Below are 15262 nucleotides of genomic sequence, written 5' to 3'. Positions count from 1 at the left end.
GCAGATCAGGACATGAGCCGCCCACACAGGGAGAGGGCCTGCCACCGTGAAAGCTCATGCTTATCTGCTGCGCACCCTGGCCGTGCTGCTGGCGGTCATAGTCCCCACGCTCATCCTCCTCGGTCATCCCCGCCCCATCACCTACCCGCCGTTTGCCCCCCATATCGACTGGCCTCGACTGAGCGCCTGGGGCTGCTGTCTGCTGGGCCTGGCCGCGCTGTTCGTGCTGGCCGGCCTGCGCATTCGCGGGCGCGTCCTCGGGGTACTGATCGACGAGCGCAATCGCTACTCGCTGTCGCGTCTGCAGATGAGCCTGTGGACCCTGCTGGTGCTGGCCACCTTGTACACGGTGTACATCGCCAACATTGTCCGCGGCGATGCCACCACGGCGCTGACAGTAGATCTGGATTACAACCTGATCGCCTTGATGGGCTTCAGCCTGGCCAGTTTCGTCAGCGCGCCCATGGCCCTGAGTCGTAAAGCCGAGCAACCTACCGACAGCGTTGCGCTGACCAGCACCGGTCAGCAGTTGCTCGACAGTCAGAAGCTGGCCGCCATGCCTTCGGCCAATGGCCAGGTGTTGATGAAAGGTGATCCGAAGGACGCGCGACTGGCCGATCTGATTCGCGGTGAAGACGTGACCAACGGCACCATCGTTGACCTGCCGCGCCTGCAGATGTTGTTGATCACCCTGCTGGTGATCCTGGTGTATGGGGCAGCCGTCGGCCATAGCCTGGGGTCCGGCTACTGGGTTATGCAGGACTTGCCGAAACTGCACAGCACCCTGCTGTTGCTGGCCCTGATCAGCCACAGCGGCTATGTGGTCGGCAAACTGATCCCCACTAGCCTCAACCCTGCCGCCAGCGGGCCCGCGCCAGCCATTGAGGCCCAACAAGCCGCGCCCCAAGCCAACGCGGGCGTGGCGCAGAATCAGCCCGCCCCCGGCGCGCTCAATCCGCCATAGTCGCAAAGCGCTGGCGCATGCTGGCACTGGCGGCGGGCCCGGCCTGCACGGTGCAGTCCTGCAACGGCACCAGATGCCCATCGGCCACATCCGCCATGACCGGCTGCACAGGTCGTCCGCTTGCACGCTCGATCAGTTGCACGCTCTCGCCTTCGGGAGCGAAGTGGCGGTTGCCCCATGCCACGAATGCCAGCAACACCACGCGAAAGTCCTCGCCCTTGGCGGTGGGCACATATTCATGGCGCAAGGGCCGCTCGCTGTAGGCGCGACGCTCCAGCAACCCAGCCTCCACCAGCGCGTTCAGGCGCCGGGTCAGCATGTTCGGGGCAATGTCCAGGCTGCGGGAGAACTCGTCGAAGCGCCTCAAGCCATGCAGCGCGTCGCGCATGATCAAGATGCTCCACCATTCGCCGACCCGCTCCAGGCTCCTGGCGATGGGACATTCGGCTTCGATCAGACTTTTTCGTTGCATGACGGGCTCCTGCAGTGCACCTCGGTTTTTTGTGGAACGGGATGTTACTTTCATGATGATAGTATCGTCCACATTTCGTTGTTCCCCCCAAACAAGCGAAGGAGCAGGACCCACATGAGTAAACGCATCGTAGTCACCGGCATGGGCGCAATCACTCCACTGGGCTGTGGCGTTGAACAGGTCTGGCAACGCCTGCTGGCGGGGCAGTCCGGCATCCGTCAACTGCCACAGGAGTTCATCCAGGGTCTGTCCACCACCATTGGCGGCCAGGTGCCCGACTCGCAGCAGGATCCGCAGGCCGGCTTCGATCCGGACCGTCTGCTGACGCCCAAGGAACAGCGCAAGATGGACCGTTTCATTCTCTTCGCCCTGGCCGCGGCGGAAGAGGCCCTGGCCCAGGCGCAGTGGAAACCCGATAACGCCGCCGCCCAGGAACGCACCGCCACCATCATTGCCTCGGGAGTCGGAGGCTTCCCGGCGATTGCCGATGCCGTGCGCACCAGCGACAGCAAAGGCCCGCGGCGCCTGTCGCCCTTCACCATTCCGTCATTCCTGAGCAATATGGCCGCCGGCCACGTTTCGATCCGCCACAGCCTCAAGGGGCCACTGGGAGCGCCTGTCACTGCCTGCGCGGCCGGAGTCCAGGCCATCGGTGACGCGGCGCGAATGATCCGCGCCGGAGAAATCGATATCGCCGTCTGTGGCGGAGCGGAAGCGGCAATTCACCAGGTCAGCCTGGCTGGCTTCGCCGCTGCGCGGGCCTTGTCCAGCGATTACAACGACACGCCGGAGCGCGCCTCGCGCCCCTTCGATCAGGCCCGGGACGGGTTCGTCATGGGCGAAGGCGCCGGTCTGCTGGTCATAGAGGAGCTGGAGCATGCCCTGGCCCGAGGCGCGCAGCCCATCGCCGAACTGGTGGGCTACGGCACCAGCGCCGATGCCTACCACATGACAGCCGGCCCTGAAGATGGCGACGGTGCGCGGCGTGCCATGCAGCAGGCACTGAACCAGGCCGGCGTCCAGCCGGCCCAGGTACAGCATCTGAATGCCCATGCCACGTCCACCCCCGTGGGCGACAAAGGCGAACTGGCAGCGATCAAGAGCGTGTTCGGCAGCGGCCGCGGCCCGGCCATCAGCGCGACCAAATCCGCCACTGGCCATTTGCTGGGCGCGGCCGGCGGGATCGAGGCGATCTTTACCATTCTCGCCTTGCGCGACCAGATCGCCCCGGCCACGCTCAACCTGGAAAACCCCGACCACGACGCTGCGGGCCTTGATCTGGTCAGCGGCCGGGCACGCCAAGTGGCCATGCAATACGCCCTGTCCAACGGCTTTGGTTTTGGCGGGGTCAATGCCAGCGTGCTGTTCAAGCGCTGGGAATAGTGCTGGCAGTCGACAGACTCAGTGTCGGGGTTTCAGCCAGCTTGGGCTGCAACCCCGGCGGTCCGGCCTGAGCCGGACCTGCGAGCGCCGAGCATCAAAGCGAGCAGCTGTACTGATATTCAAAAGGAAACATCAAGGTATCCACCACGCCGGAAAAGGGTGCATCCAGCGCCAGCAATGGCCAGAGCACGCCGTTGTTTTCCTTCGCCAGTGCCCAGTCCATGCGCACACCGATATAGGGGCAGGTGTCGGGCGTGGTTCGGACAATCAATGCGGTGCACCCATTCAGCCCCAGGGCCAGCGCCAGCAACAACAGACTTCGCAACACGTAACATCCTTATCACTAGCATCGGCAAGCGCCCCCGGGCGCTGCATGGCCGACGCGGCACTGCACACTCTCAAGCCTTGTAGTCGCAATGGATCTGCAGGCTTTGCGTAGGGTTGCGATGGATCTCGAAGCCACATTGCCTCAGGGTTTCCCTGACTTCATCAACCACCGCCGCGTAACGCGCCTGGCGCGAGCGCTGGTGATCACCCTTTGTCAGTCTCAGCATGCAGATCGAACCTGATTGTTACGCGGGCCCGAATGGTACACACAGGGGCATCCGGGTGCAGGAAATTCACCGCCGAAAAACCCATATGCCAACGTGCCGGCCCAGTGACAGCCCGGCGGCGGTTTAGTTAACATAGCGATGGCTCATAGCCACTATTGTTGATCACAGTGACCGCAGGGGTTGTATGTACGATTTAACGAGTCTGGTCATTGTCGATAGCCCGTTTGGCTTGAATGTCCTGCAAGTCACCGCTGACCTGGTGGCCGGCGCACTGGACGAGCTGCTGCAAAATTGCGCAGGTGGCGCGAACATCACCCAGAAGCTCGACTACTCCATTCTGAGCCTCTATCAGGACAAGCTCGAAGCAGCCATTCGCGACACGAGCCTGCCGCCACTACCCATGCCCAGTGCCGCCGATAGCCTTCGCTGATTCGTTGCGAACAGCAGGCCGCCGACCTGACCATCCAGCCTGATGCAAGGAAAACCCCAGGGGGGACTCAGGATATTCCCGCGTAGGCGGCCCATTTGCTCATGTCTTGAAGGGATATGTTGCCGCCACAGACCACCAGACCGATGACCGCGTCCTCGGGCAGCCTCGGCGCGGTGGCCAGCATGGCCGGAACCAGCGCTCCGCAAGCCAGTTCGACCCATTGCCTGGCGTCCTGCGCAAAGCAAACCATGCCCTTGATGGCGTCATGGTCAGAAACCACAAGCATGTCTTCCAGATAGTGGCGCGCATGAGCAAACATCAGCTCATCGATGATGGGAACACCCAGGGTCGAGACGATCGAACTGATCTCCACGTCCACTGGCTTGCCTGCCTGCAACGCCTGTTGCATGGAGCTTGCGCCGGCAGTCTCGACGCCCCAGACACGGATTCCGGGCTTGATCGCCTTCAACGCCGTGGCCACTCCCGCCAGCATCGCCCCACCACCCACCGCGACGAATACGTCGGTCAGGGACGGGCAGTCGGCAATGAACTCAAGGGCCAGGGTGCCATGCCCCTCGGCGATCAGGGTGTCGGCGCAATCGTCGATAACCACATAGCCCTGCTCCTCAAGCGCCTTGGCCCGGGCAAATGCACCATGAACGTCTTTTTCGATAATCACCGAACTGCCACTGGCGCGAATTCGCTCGACCGATGTTGAGGGCGCGCTCTCGGGCATGATCACCGTTACCTTGGCGCCGAAGCACTTGGCCGCCTCGCCGATGGCAATCCCGAAATTGCCACCACTTACGGCAACGAAATGGTTGTCGTCGAGATTCTTGGCAAGCGCCGAAAACTTGTTGAGCACCCCGCGGGCCTTGAACGAGCCCCCGACCTGCATGTTTTCAAGCTTGAGAAAGACGGGCCGCCGAGCCTTGTCGCTGAGCATTGAACTGTTGACCGTCGGCGTGCGAGTTACCGATCCATCTATCCGTTGCGCCGCTGCAACGATGGATTTGAAATCAATTAGCTGAGTCATCTGGGGCTGCTGTCCTTGGATTGAGATGCACGGGACTTCCAACGTCCGCGCCTGGTCGGCTTGGATTCAGACTGCCTGCCGACCCTGGTGAAAAATACAGGACAACCTGAGCTGCGCGCCACACATTGAGCGGATTCAGCCGTTCGATGAAAGCCGCTGTCCGGCCCCCATCGGTGAAAGTGGGTATCACCAGCAATTGATTACCCACCTGTGAAGCATTTGCCAGAGACGCTGCGGCACTTGCCGAGCGGCCAGCGGAGCGGGCAGACCCGATTTGCGTCGGGCCTGCCATAGCCACTATCTCAAGGGCATTCGCAGGTCGATGGACCGAATACCGGACCGCTGCACGGATCCTTGGACGGGCCGAACACCGGGCACGAGGCCTGGGCAGTCAGGGAGAAACCACACAGCAGCAATACCGCCAACAGCACTTTCTTCATTTGCGACCTCCTGGTCAGTCATCCAATCGTCCATGTGCCCGGGCAAGGGCACGGACAGTCATCAAGGGCACTCGCAGACCGTCGGGCCGAGCACCGGACCGGCACACGGATCCTCACCAGGCCCGAGCACCGCGCAGTCCGCCTGCGCTGTCAGCGAGAACATCCATAGCAGCAACGAAGCCGCCAGCATTTTTCTTTTCAACCTGACCTCCTTGGTCGAGACAATGATCACGATCCGCGCCTTCCCCTTGTCTCAGGGGGCGGATGCACGCCCATGGCACGGCGCGCAGCAAGCCCTGCCAGCACTTCCGCCAGCGGGCCCGCAACAGCAAAGACCACAGTCTGCAATTGCGCCAGTGCGGCACAGTGTCACAGCACTGGTCATCTGCCCCGAGCGGGGCATGAGGCCCTCGTTGTCACCCTGTACACCGAAGGTCACGACATCATCACCCTGGCCTGCGTGATCGACGACAAGGACAAGAACTGCTGAGCTGATCAAGGCCGACAGGACCCGGCGCCCCCCGTACTCGGCACAGGTGAACGGCCCAATCCCCTTAGCTGATATCATCCGGCAACTTATCCGCCGAGTAACAACGATGAATCGCCGCAAGAAAATAAACCAACTGCTGAAGGCCAACGCCAAGAAGGCCAGCGCCAAACTGGCACCGAAAAAGAAGTCGACCTACATCAGCAAGGCCGACCGATTGAAACTGGCGGAGCAAGTCGCTCAAGACCCGGCCATCGTCCCCGACAGCTGATACTGCACGCCTGGCATACGCCCACTACACCTTTGCCTCGGCAAACTGGTTACGTCCCGATGCCTTGGCAATGTACAGCGCCTGATCTGCCGCTTCGATCAGTCCTTGCAGATGGTTCAACTCCACACCCGTGGCGGCGGCGATTCCTATGCTTACACTCACCCGCCCCAACGGGCTGGAAGCGTGCGCAATGTTCTCCTGCTCCAAGCGACTGAGAATATGTTGCGCCACTATCCTCGCACCGTCGCTGTCGGTACCCGGCATGATGACGCCCATCTCCTCTCCGCCATAACGTGCCACCAGATCCGACGGCCGTCGCACACACTCCTCCAGGATTCTGCCAACCGCCTGCAGGCAGGCGTCTCCGGCTACATGCCCGAGCGAATCGTTAAACAGTTTGAAGTAGTCGATATCGATCATCATCAATACCAACGAGGCATTGGCACGTTGTGCCCGACGCGCTTCGGTGGCGAGGCTCTCGTCGAAGCAGCGCCGATTGGCCAGCCCCGTCAAGGGGTCCTTCATGGCCAGCAACTCCAGTTGGCGATTGGATGAGAGCAACTGCTGCTGGGCGCCTCGCAACTGGCCTTCAACCTCGGTTCGCCGGCGAATATCCAGGATCAAGAAGCAACCGATCAGAGCGGTAAGCCCCAGCAGCCCCACCACCACGACCGTCGACAACAACGCCTCCATACGCCACGCAGCCAGGGCCTCTCGCTTGCCGAGAGCAACAGTCGTGATCACAGGCAGCTGGTCACTCTTGCGAAAGGCATAAAGACGCTCGACACCGTCCAGGCTGGAGGTAAACGACGCGGTACCGGCGGTTCGATCGACAAGGTACTTGGCATAGATCGGCGACTTGGAAAAGTTGCGCCCCATATCCTGCTCACGGAAGGGATAGCGAACCAGCAACGTACCATCGGTATTGGACAAGCCGATGGCCCCCTCCTGCCCTACATCGATCTTGCCAAACAACCGCAGGAAGTTTTCGATCCCCAGGGTAACCGCCACGACTCCGGCAAACTCGCCGCGAGAATCATTGAAACGCCGACTGAGGGTAATCACCCACTCCTGATTGGAGCGGCTCTGGATGGGCGGCCCGATAAAGGTTTCACGGGATGGATCGTCGCGATGATGAATGAAATAGGCCCGATCACTGCTGTTCGCCCCGGCAGGAATCGGCCGATTGGAAGACATCAACCAACGGCCCTGATTATCGTAAATGGTGACGCCGCTGAGCTGTGGCATCAGCGGTTCCTGCCGGTGGATCAGCTTACTCAGGCGCTGAATCTGAGGAGGACCGCTACCTTCGGTTTCCAGGCGCTCGACCAGCCCGAGCAACAGCGCCGAGCTTTGACGAACTATCCCTTCGGTGTAGGTAGCAAGCGCCTGGGTCAGGTTCAGACCGTGAACATTGACATCCCTTAATACCTGCTCGCGAGATGCCAATACTTTCCAGACAGTCAATGACGCCAGGGAGCAACCAACGACCAACAGCAAAAGCACAACCAAGCGTGTATCACGCTTCACGTTCCCACCTTATGGATAGTACGGTTCAAGTTCTAGTGTAGCGGTTGTAATAGATTGGTAGAAATTTAAACCCGTTGCGGGAGGTCAAAAGTCCATTGCAGATCAACTAGTAGTAAATGCATAGTCATTAATCAGCACCAGAAGAAGTCACCGTGCCCACTGCAACGTCAAGAATGACGCAACTGCGAAACACAGCTCTGTACCTGCGACGCAGATACACAGCCTGTTTTTTCGGGCGACAAGTGTCGCATGCGTGCCACTGGCCGCACCATCGCGGCCCTCATCACCAGACGGTGTTTGGCCCCCGTCAATATCGCTTATGACACCAACAATGACTGCAGACGAAACCTTATTGTTAATACTGCACGTTAGTTCCAAATCAAACCCATGACTCAGTGCAGAAAAAAACTTAGCTAGTTAATGATCGTGCTCAAAAAAAACCGGCTCGCCATTAAAGTTAATAGATATTCCGGCGGATACATGGAAACCCAAGCCAGCTTGGGCCAGCCAACTAAGAGTTCGTCGAGGGTCCTATGGACGCATTACGTAACATCAAGCTTTCCACACGATTAATCTCTGCATTTGTGGTGTGCGCCATCATCACACTGGGAGTGGGGCTCTTGGGACGCTCGGGTATCGCATCGCTAAAAACAACAATAAACGAAATCGTTAGCAACAACCTGGTGTCCGTTAACAATACGGGCAATGCTCGGGCCGGTGTTTTTGCCTACTCCAGGGATCTGCATGCAGCCCTGCTTTTTAAGTACACCAAGGCGGATTCAGGGAAGTTTGAAGCGGCAGTACAGTCCATGTCCGAAAACCAGAAGGAAGTTGAGCGGCTTTTCAAGGAATATCGCCAGACGCCTCTCGCCGATGACGAGCGGGTGGCGGGCGATCAGTTCGAAAAGGACTGGCCGGCCTACGTTCAGGGGGCGAACAAAGTCATCGCCCTGGCGAGATCTGGCGACCTTGATGGTGCCATGCAGACTTTCCAGCAGCAGGTTGCCCCGGCGTCCAAGCGCATCATCGATCAACTGCAAATCATAGTTGCCTCCAACTATCGCCAAAGCGGTGAAGCCGCCGACGCAGCCGAGGCCGCCACTACCAGTGCTTACTGGACATTGGGCATCGGGGTGCTGATCGCGTTCATCGCGGCCGTCTCGTTGGGCATGATCATCACCCGCTCGATCACCCGGCCACTTTCCATCGCTGTCCACAGCGCAGAGGAAGTAGCGGAAGGCAACCTTTCCAAGAGCATTCAGGTCAGCGGCCGGGATGAGGTCAGTGCACTGCTCAATGCGCTGGATAAAATGCAGCAAAACCTGCGGGCCACGGTCAAGGAGATTGGCAGTGCTGCTGACCAACTGGCCTCTGCATCCGAAGAGCTGAACGCCGTCACGGAAGAAAGCTCGCGGAGTATGACGCGACAGAATGACGAGATTCAGCAAGCGGCAACGGCGGTAAACGAAATGACCGCGGCAGTGGAAGAAGTTGCCCGCAATGCCACAGGCGCCTCAGAAGCCTCCGAGCAGACCAGCCGCAGCGCCGTGCAAGGGCGCGATCAAGTGCGCAGGGCCGTTGACTCCGTTGGCGCAATGGCAGACGAAATTGCCAATTCGACCGGCAAGGTTGAGGTGCTCGCAACCCGCGTCAACGAGATCACGAAAGTGCTTGAAGTGATCAGGGCCATCGCCGAGCAGACCAATCTCCTGGCCCTCAATGCGGCCATCGAAGCCGCCCGGGCGGGTGAACAGGGTCGCGGCTTCGCAGTGGTGGCCGATGAAGTCCGCGCACTGGCCCACAGGACCCAGGCGTCGACGGCGGACATCGAATCGATGATGCAACAGGTGCGCTCGGGAGCTGAAGAAGCCGTCCTTGCGATGAACAAAAGCAAAGAGCTGGCCGCCGATACACGGGCGCAGTCGATTGAGGCCGGCCAGGCCCTGGACAGCATCACCGAGGGCGTTTCCGTCATCAACGAAAAGAACCTGGTCATCGCAAGTGCAGCTGAAGAACAAGCTCAGGTCGCACGCGAGGTCGACCGTAACCTGATCAACATCCAGGATCTTTCCGCACAAACCGCGACAGGCGCACATCAAACCAGCGCTTCAAGCGCCGAACTGTCGCGACTCGCGACCTCATTTGGCGTGCTGATCAGCCGATTCACCGTTTGATGGGCAAAGCATTGAGTGCCTAGACCGGGCATCAGCCTGACAGGTCAACACTCTCCTCAAGCTCAAGCGCCTCCCCTTACGGAGAGGCGCCGACAGCCCGCAGCACTTTGTTGAAGGTTTGCCGCCTCAAGCGTCTTTCATTGCCGAACTGATTGCTCAATACAGCGTGAATGGAGTCGGCTTCATCGACGCTTGAGCGCGTGGCTGGCTCGGGTTCGACAATACGATGTTTTCCTCGAACTCTCGGGGATCTTCGCTATTACTCGCGGTATATCTTAGAATGCGCGGTTGCCGAAGAACCGTCGTGACTTTAGCCATGAAGGGCTTCCATCCTTTACTAAGAAGTGTGGTTTAGATGAACAAGCCTTTCATTACCCTGTGCCCTGAAATCACTCGGGCGCACGCGCTGACGTTGATGGATTGGTTGGAAGATGAGCGCGTTACCTGCTATCTGAGCGATTCGCGTGATGTCTCTCGCTCCATCGAACAAGTCATCGATCGGACTCAATTGCCGATCCTGACCCATCTTTTCAATCGAGGCGGCCGGTTCTTCATGGCCTATGACCGGCATGACGCCCCGGTGGGCTTTGTCCGTCTGATCAAGACCGACTCCAACTGCGAGATAGTCCTGGTCATCGGAGACAGCGACAAATGGGGCCGAAACCTCGGCGCCCGCACCATCCGCGAAGGCATGAAACTGGCCTTCCTCGACATGCGTGCCGAGAAGCTCATCGCCAAGATCCACCCGGACAACGCACGCTCGCTGAAAGCCTTTCAACGCAGCGGCTTTCTGCTTGAAAGCGAAACGCCGACATTGAAATCATTTTCCATGACCGCGGGGCGCTATCTCCAGTTCTTGCGCGAAGGCACCGTTGTCGACTCCACCGAGATCTACATCACTGAAATCGACAAAGCCAGGCTCGAGAGCCTGATCGTGTTCGAGCAAGGCTCGGCGATTGTAGAACTTGAACATGAGCTTGAACGAGCCATTGTCGTCAAGCCGCAGCAGGTGGCGGGCAATGTCATCACGATGAACTCCAGGGCGTTGCTGCAACTGGATGACGAAGAGCTCGAAGTGGCCCTGGTCTACCCTGAAGACGCGGACTGCGACGCAGGGAAGCACTCCGTGTATTCCGACTTAGGCGCCGCCATCCTTGGCTATCGGGAGGGAGACGCCATCGACTGGCGAATCTCTGATCGGACCCGCAGGATCGAGATCCGGAAAGTGCTTTACCAGCCGGAGGCTGCGGGCGACTTCCACTTGTAATTGAGCCTTTTGCCCGATGTTCGTACATCGGGCACCAGGATTCCCCAAAGGACGGCGCCTCGCTTTCCGCGCCTGAGCGCTGGTTGCACGGTCAAGGGTAGTCTTACAGAACCCGGCACATCGCGAGGCACCTGCTCCCCCTCTGTTCACCTCAGCCATTCTCGGTTGACCGCCTGGCTTGTGCCTGGCTGATCCGTCGCTTCATTGACCACGATGCTCAGATCCTCTGGCTGGACAGGCCACAGGACTGCCCAGCCACTGCGCTGAGTTTTTATTTCGCTGAGGCGACTTTCAGTCATGTGGGCAACCGGGTTACTTTCGAGACCTTGCAAGCCAGCTTCGAGCTTCAAGAGCCCGGCCTAAACCGTATCGCGGCCTTGGTGCATTACCTAGATGTTGGAGGCACTCATGCAGCGGAGGCAGCCGGTGTCGAGCGAGTGCTTGCCGGCCTGCGCGAAACCATTACCGACGACGACCATTTGCTGGCTGCTGCGAGCGCCATTTTCGACGGTCTGCTCGCCGGCTTTGTGAAAGATGAACAACCCAATGAGTAAGGTATCGGCACCCATGGTTGAAGAAGAGCTGTCGAAGCCGGAAGCGATCAGCCTGCGTGAGGCGTTCTGGTTCTGGTTGAAGCTCGGCTTCATCAGCTTCGGCGGGCCTGCGGGCCAGATCTCGATCATGCACCAGGAATTGGTGGAGCAGCGGCGCTGGATATCCGAACACAGATTTCTGCATGCCCTCAATTACTGCATGTTGTTGCCTGGGCCAGAGGCGCAGCAGTTGGCAACTTACATTGGCTGGCTGATGCATCGAACGTGGGGAGGTGTTATCGCCGGCGCGCTGTTTGTGCTGCCCTCACTGTTCATCCTGATCGCGCTGTCGTGGATGTACATCGCGTTCGGCGAAGTACCGGTGGTAGCCGGGCTCTTCTACGGCATCAAGCCTGCCGTGACAGCCATCGTAGTGCAGGCGGCACATAGGATCGGTTCTCGGGCGCTGAAGAACAATTGGCTGTGGGCGATAGCAGCGGCTTCATTTGCCGCGATCTTTGCATTCAATGTTCCGTTCCCATTGATCGTTCTTGGGGCCGCCTTGATCGGTTATGTCGGTGGACGCCTGGCACCCACGAAATTCAGAACCGGCGGCCATGGCGCCGCCAAGAAATCCTTCGGCCCGGCCTTGATCGACGACGACACTCCGTCCCCGGAGCATGCCCGCTTTAGCTGGTTGAAATTAGCATCGCTCGCAGTGATCGGCGCCCTGTTATGGGCTTTGCCGATGGGTGCCTTGACCGCGCTCTTTGGTTGGGAAGGAACCTTGACCCAAATGGGATGGTTCTTTACCAAGGCCGCCTTGCTGACCTTTGGTGGGGCCTACGCCGTGCTGCCGTATGTCTACCAAGGCGCAGTCGGACACTATGGGTGGCTGACCCCAACCCAGATGATCGACGGGCTGGCGCTGGGAGAAACCACGCCAGGGCCACTGATCATGGTGGTGGCCTTCGTCGGCTTCATCGGGGCCTATGTCTCGCAGGTATTCGGGGCTGATCAGGTCTTTCTGGCCGGAGCCGTCGCCGCCGCGCTAGTCACATGGTTCACCTTCCTGCCATCATTTTTATTCATCCTCGCGGGCGGCCCTCTGGTGGAGTCGACCCACAACGAACTCAAGTTCACGGCACCGCTTACCGCCATCACCGCTGCCGTGGTTGGGGTGATCCTCAATCTGGCGTGTTTCTTCGGCTATCACGCGATTTGGCCGAAAGGCTTCAGCGGCCACCTCGACTGGCCCTCTGCACTGATCGCCGTTGCAGCGGCGATTGCCTTGTTCCGCTTCAAGCGGGGCGTCATCCAAGTGCTGATGGCCTGCGCGCTAGTCGGTTTGGCAGTGCATCTGCTGCGCTAACTGACAGTCTTTGCCGGGTATTGGGCGCGCCGTATCAGCAAGGGCATGAACGGCCAGATCTGGACGGCGTATCACTACGATGGCAGGTGCCAGGCGTAGGACCGCTTTGTCAGTCACGTGATCCTCAAGGAACTTCGCGAGACTACCCCTGGAAAGCTTCATGCTGAGCTTGGTTTTCCCATACCAGCCCACGTTGACGCCACCATCAGCACGGCCGTCCTTGAGGTTGGGGATGCCTTCCTGCGTCCAGTCCAAGCCCGAATTGGCGATCAATTTGCCTGTCGGCTTGATGCCCTCATAGCCATTGCGCGCGATCATCCTGAACAACAGCGCGATGTTTTACCCCGCCCATGAGATCACGCAACCTTCGCCAACAAGGATTTGATGGCTGTTTCGGTATTGGCGATTGCCGCCTGCAGCGCATCGGGACCGAGCACCGTGCCTTCGACGCGTACCACTTCAACGTCGGTCAAGCCGATGAAACCGAGCAAGTGCAGCAAATAGTTGGTTTGAAAGTCGAACGGCGCCCAAGCACCTTCCGAAAACACGCCGCCAGCCGCGGTAACGAGATAGACCTTCTTGCCAACGAGCAATCCTTTCGGCCCGGTGTCGCCATAGCTGAAAGTGATGCCTGGCCAAGTGACGTGATCGAACCATGCCTTGAGCTGTGAGGACGGGCCGAAGTTGATCATGCCCGACCCCAGCACGATCACATCGGCGGCCTTCAATTCATCCACCAGTTCCTGGGCGATCTTCACGGCCTCGATCTGTTCCGGCGTGCGCTCTTCGGGCAATGTGATGCGGCCCTCGATGTAGGCCGGGGCGATGTGCGGTGGAGGATTGGCGGCAAGGTCGCGCACAACAAGCGAGCCGCCCGAGTGGCCCAGGATGCCTTCAGTGATCTGAATGGCGAAGCGGGTGGAAAGGCTGTCCGCTCCGCGCGGACTGGAAGTGACAAGTAGAGTACGGCTCATGACTGCTCCTAAGTATAAAATAAGAACTGAGTAAACTATTTAATCTAAATTACCAATTCATACGAAGGATGGTATGGTCACTTCCGTTTCCCCACAAGAAGGCACACGCATGTCACTTAGTCACACCGAACTACCTGCCGACATGCCTGCTCCTGACGCAGGTGGCTGTCTGGCGACCCGTAAAATCCTGGATCGCATCGGCGACAAGTGGACCCTCTACATCGTCGCCACGCTGGCTAAAGGCCCGCAGCGCTTCAACGAATTGAAGCGTGGCATCGACGGCATTTCCCAACGGATGCTGACGCTGACCTTGCGCGGGCTGGAACGTGACGGACTGATTACCCGAACGATGTATCCGACCATTCCTCCACGCGTCGATTACGAACTCACCGACATGGGAAAAACGCTGCTGGAGCCGGTGATGGCACTGGTCAACTGGGCGAACGAAAACCAGTTCGCCATTGCGCAGGCGCACGAACGTTTTGACGAAAAGCCCGAGTCAGATCAGGTGATGATTCAGGGCGTTATCTACGAACGTCGATAAGCGAATCTCAGGCGACTCGGGGTTACCGGGCGTGCAGATTCTCGGTTGACCGGGAAGTTAGTTGCACCTGGTATGACCAAGGAGCGAAAACGATGAAAACTGGCTCAGCCCGATGCCAGAAATAGTTTGATTACGGGAACGATCCAAAAATATGCGGAGATGACTGCCCAAATCCCAGGCAATAAAAAACCCCGTAGACGTTGATCTACGGGGTTTTCAAGGGTGGAGGCCGAGGTCGGAATCGAACCGGCGTAGGCGGATTTGCAATCCAGATAAAATATCAACACTTTCAAATAGTTAATGATAGATCCGTTCCGCAAGCGCCATCTCTTAGAAAGCCTGCAGCCCACGGTCTATGCGGATCATTATTTTGATTGCGGAACTGATTTCACTGGCACCCTTAGCGGTTCAGAGCCCAGTGACAGCTGCAGTCCTCAAGGCTCCTCTACCCCTCCTGAACCCTGCAAGCTCAATCGATCCGATGATGGATCGAGCGCATTAAATAAAAAATCACTTATTTTTCAGACACTTAATAAAAAAGCAATCTTTGCTGTAGCAAAAATTAAGCAGAGTGGATGGAAGGCCACTCAAACCGATCAAATATCGATTAAATCCGTTCAATTAAAGTAACCAAAGAGAGGATAGGGATTCGAACCGAATCCCTATTGTCCCGAGGCTGGTTTTGGCCAGAAGCTAACATTGAGTCTTCACAGATATCCACTTGCAAGTCCAAGGCAAGTTCACTGAGCGACTGGATATATCTAGCTGAGGGGGCAAACCAAGGGTAATAGGATCCGCAAGCATTGCCGCATGTTAATTAACTAGGAGGGC

At 58.6% G+C, this 15262-nt stretch carries 17 protein-coding genes and 2 pseudogenes; 10 read left to right on the top strand and 9 right to left on the bottom strand.

The genetic code is table 11. From position 1 onward, the window contains the following. Positions 1–46 precede the first annotated feature (46 nt). Positions 47–964: a hypothetical protein gene (locus DNK59_RS07685; RefSeq protein ID WP_110722809.1), complete on the top strand. Its 918-nt coding sequence runs from the start codon at positions 47–49 to the stop codon at positions 962–964. Here the strand turns inward: DNK59_RS07685 and DNK59_RS07680 are convergent. After that, positions 951–1436: a helix-turn-helix domain-containing protein gene (locus DNK59_RS07680; RefSeq protein WP_092314137.1), complete on the bottom strand. Its 486-nt coding sequence runs from the start codon at positions 1434–1436 to the stop codon at positions 951–953. The genes DNK59_RS07685 and DNK59_RS07680 overlap by 14 nt on opposite strands. 114 nt (positions 1437–1550) lie before the next feature. On the opposite strand from DNK59_RS07680, the gene fabF reads away from it, so the two are divergent. Next, positions 1551–2819 (top strand): beta-ketoacyl-ACP synthase II, encoded by a 1269-nt coding sequence (gene fabF, locus DNK59_RS07675; protein WP_110722808.1) that lies wholly within the window; start codon positions 1551–1553, stop codon positions 2817–2819. A 94-nt stretch (positions 2820–2913) separates the two neighbouring features. On the opposite strand, the gene DNK59_RS07670 is transcribed toward fabF, so the two are convergent. Then, entirely contained in the window at positions 2914–3147 is a 234-nt protein-coding gene (locus DNK59_RS07670) for a YceK/YidQ family lipoprotein (protein WP_092314133.1), read from the bottom strand. Between the two features lie 70 nt (positions 3148–3217). After that, complete coding sequence (locus DNK59_RS31785) at positions 3218–3373, bottom strand: hypothetical protein (protein WP_158288743.1); 156 nt, start codon at positions 3371–3373, stop codon at positions 3218–3220. Between the two features lie 184 nt (positions 3374–3557). On the opposite strand from DNK59_RS31785, the gene DNK59_RS07665 reads away from it, so the two are divergent. After that, positions 3558–3803 carry a hypothetical protein gene (locus DNK59_RS07665; protein ID WP_110722807.1) on the top strand — a complete coding sequence of 82 codons (246 nt, stop codon included), beginning with the start codon at positions 3558–3560 and terminating at the stop codon, positions 3801–3803. Positions 3804–3870: 67 nt separating this feature from the next. Here DNK59_RS07665 and DNK59_RS07660 read toward each other — a convergent pair whose 3' ends face one another. The 3 genes from DNK59_RS07660 to DNK59_RS07655 all read right to left on the bottom strand — a co-directional run bounded on the left by DNK59_RS07660 (position 3871) and on the right by DNK59_RS07655 (position 5481). Continuing rightward, entirely contained in the window at positions 3871–4839 is a 969-nt protein-coding gene (locus DNK59_RS07660) for a threonine/serine dehydratase (protein WP_110722806.1), read from the bottom strand. A gap of 302 nt (positions 4840–5141) precedes the next feature. After that, entirely contained in the window at positions 5142–5279 is a 138-nt protein-coding gene (locus DNK59_RS31895) for a hypothetical protein (RefSeq protein WP_092314125.1), read from the bottom strand. Between the two features lie 61 nt (positions 5280–5340). Beyond that, positions 5341–5481, bottom strand: coding sequence for a hypothetical protein (locus tag DNK59_RS07655; RefSeq protein WP_003083582.1), 141 nt, complete (start codon positions 5479–5481; stop codon positions 5341–5343). Between the two features lie 394 nt (positions 5482–5875). Between DNK59_RS07655 and DNK59_RS07650 the strand changes: the two genes are divergently transcribed. Continuing rightward, the gene (locus DNK59_RS07650; protein ID WP_110722805.1) at positions 5876–6037 is read left to right on the top strand and encodes a DUF2986 domain-containing protein; all 162 of its coding nucleotides are present in this window, start codon (positions 5876–5878) and stop codon (positions 6035–6037) included. A 24-nt stretch (positions 6038–6061) separates the two neighbouring features. Here the strand turns inward: DNK59_RS07650 and DNK59_RS07645 are convergent, their stop codons facing one another. After that, complete coding sequence (locus DNK59_RS07645; protein ID WP_110722804.1) at positions 6062–7567, bottom strand: diguanylate cyclase; 1506 nt, start codon at positions 7565–7567, stop codon at positions 6062–6064. A 533-nt stretch (positions 7568–8100) separates the two neighbouring features. Here DNK59_RS07645 and DNK59_RS32450 point away from each other — a divergent pair. The 5 genes and pseudogenes from DNK59_RS32450 to chrA all read left to right on the top strand — a co-directional run. Next, positions 8101–8886, top strand: a pseudogene (locus tag DNK59_RS32450) (MCP four helix bundle domain-containing protein); the annotation flags it as partial. Beyond that, positions 8878–9741, top strand: a complete 864-nt coding sequence (locus tag DNK59_RS32445; protein WP_371920267.1) for a methyl-accepting chemotaxis protein — start codon at positions 8878–8880, stop codon at positions 9739–9741. The pseudogene DNK59_RS32450 and the gene DNK59_RS32445, both read left to right, overlap by 9 nt. 355 nt (positions 9742–10096) lie before the next feature. Further along, positions 10097–11008 carry a bifunctional GNAT family N-acetyltransferase/nucleoside diphosphate kinase regulator gene (locus DNK59_RS07635; protein WP_110722802.1) on the top strand — a complete coding sequence of 304 codons (912 nt, stop codon included), beginning with the start codon at positions 10097–10099 and terminating at the stop codon, positions 11006–11008. Between the two features lie 164 nt (positions 11009–11172). Further along, positions 11173–11562, top strand: a pseudogene (locus DNK59_RS07630) (chromate resistance protein ChrB domain-containing protein); the annotation flags it as partial. Next, positions 11555–12913, top strand: coding sequence for a chromate efflux transporter (gene chrA, locus DNK59_RS07625; RefSeq protein ID WP_110722801.1), 1359 nt, complete (start codon positions 11555–11557; stop codon positions 12911–12913). The pseudogene DNK59_RS07630 and the gene chrA, both read left to right, overlap by 8 nt. On the opposite strand, the gene DNK59_RS07620 is transcribed toward chrA, so the two are convergent. Both DNK59_RS07620 and DNK59_RS07615 read right to left on the bottom strand, forming a co-directional pair. Continuing rightward, the gene (locus DNK59_RS07620) at positions 12881–13231 is read right to left on the bottom strand and encodes a hypothetical protein (protein WP_177431215.1); all 351 of its coding nucleotides are present in this window, start codon (positions 13229–13231) and stop codon (positions 12881–12883) included. The two genes, chrA and DNK59_RS07620, sit on opposite strands and share 33 nt — an antisense overlap. 38 nt (positions 13232–13269) lie before the next feature. Next, entirely contained in the window at positions 13270–13887 is a 618-nt protein-coding gene (locus tag DNK59_RS07615; protein WP_110722800.1) for an FMN-dependent NADH-azoreductase, read from the bottom strand. 73 nt (positions 13888–13960) lie between these two features. Between DNK59_RS07615 and DNK59_RS07610 the strand changes: the two genes are divergently transcribed. Next, positions 13961–14431: a helix-turn-helix domain-containing protein gene (locus tag DNK59_RS07610; RefSeq protein ID WP_256596310.1), complete on the top strand. Its 471-nt coding sequence runs from the start codon at positions 13961–13963 to the stop codon at positions 14429–14431. Positions 14432–15262: the final 831 nt, after the last annotated feature.

It is taken from the genome of Pseudomonas sp. TKO26 (assembly GCF_003225665.1).
Taxonomy (GTDB): domain Bacteria; phylum Pseudomonadota; class Gammaproteobacteria; order Pseudomonadales; family Pseudomonadaceae; genus Aquipseudomonas; species Aquipseudomonas saponiphila.
This window is presented reverse-complemented; position numbering and strand designations above follow the sequence as displayed.

Excerpts from the sequence above, each read along its gene's own strand:
- DNK59_RS07680 (WP_092314137.1), bottom strand. The coding sequence starts at position 1,436 with ATGCAACGAAAAAGTCTGATCGAAGCCGAATGTCCCATCGCCAGGAGC.
- fabF (WP_110722808.1), top strand. The coding sequence starts at position 1,551 with ATGAGTAAACGCATCGTAGTCACCGGCATGGGCGCAATCACTCCACTG.
- DNK59_RS31785 (WP_158288743.1), bottom strand. The coding sequence starts at position 3,373 with ATGCTGAGACTGACAAAGGGTGATCACCAGCGCTCGCGCCAGGCGCGT.
- DNK59_RS07665 (WP_110722807.1), top strand. The coding sequence starts at position 3,558 with ATGTACGATTTAACGAGTCTGGTCATTGTCGATAGCCCGTTTGGCTTG.
- DNK59_RS07660 (WP_110722806.1), bottom strand. The coding sequence starts at position 4,839 with ATGACTCAGCTAATTGATTTCAAATCCATCGTTGCAGCGGCGCAACGG.
- DNK59_RS31895 (WP_092314125.1), bottom strand. The coding sequence starts at position 5,279 with ATGAAGAAAGTGCTGTTGGCGGTATTGCTGCTGTGTGGTTTCTCCCTG.
- DNK59_RS07650 (WP_110722805.1), top strand. The coding sequence starts at position 5,876 with ATGAATCGCCGCAAGAAAATAAACCAACTGCTGAAGGCCAACGCCAAG.
- DNK59_RS32445 (WP_371920267.1), top strand. The coding sequence starts at position 8,878 with ATGCAGCAAAACCTGCGGGCCACGGTCAAGGAGATTGGCAGTGCTGCT.
- DNK59_RS07635 (WP_110722802.1), top strand. The coding sequence starts at position 10,097 with ATGAACAAGCCTTTCATTACCCTGTGCCCTGAAATCACTCGGGCGCAC.
- chrA (WP_110722801.1), top strand. The coding sequence starts at position 11,555 with ATGAGTAAGGTATCGGCACCCATGGTTGAAGAAGAGCTGTCGAAGCCG.
- DNK59_RS07620 (WP_177431215.1), bottom strand. The coding sequence starts at position 13,231 with ATGATCGCGCGCAATGGCTATGAGGGCATCAAGCCGACAGGCAAATTG.
- DNK59_RS07615 (WP_110722800.1), bottom strand. The coding sequence starts at position 13,887 with ATGAGCCGTACTCTACTTGTCACTTCCAGTCCGCGCGGAGCGGACAGC.
- DNK59_RS07610 (WP_256596310.1), top strand. The coding sequence starts at position 13,961 with ATGGTCACTTCCGTTTCCCCACAAGAAGGCACACGCATGTCACTTAGT.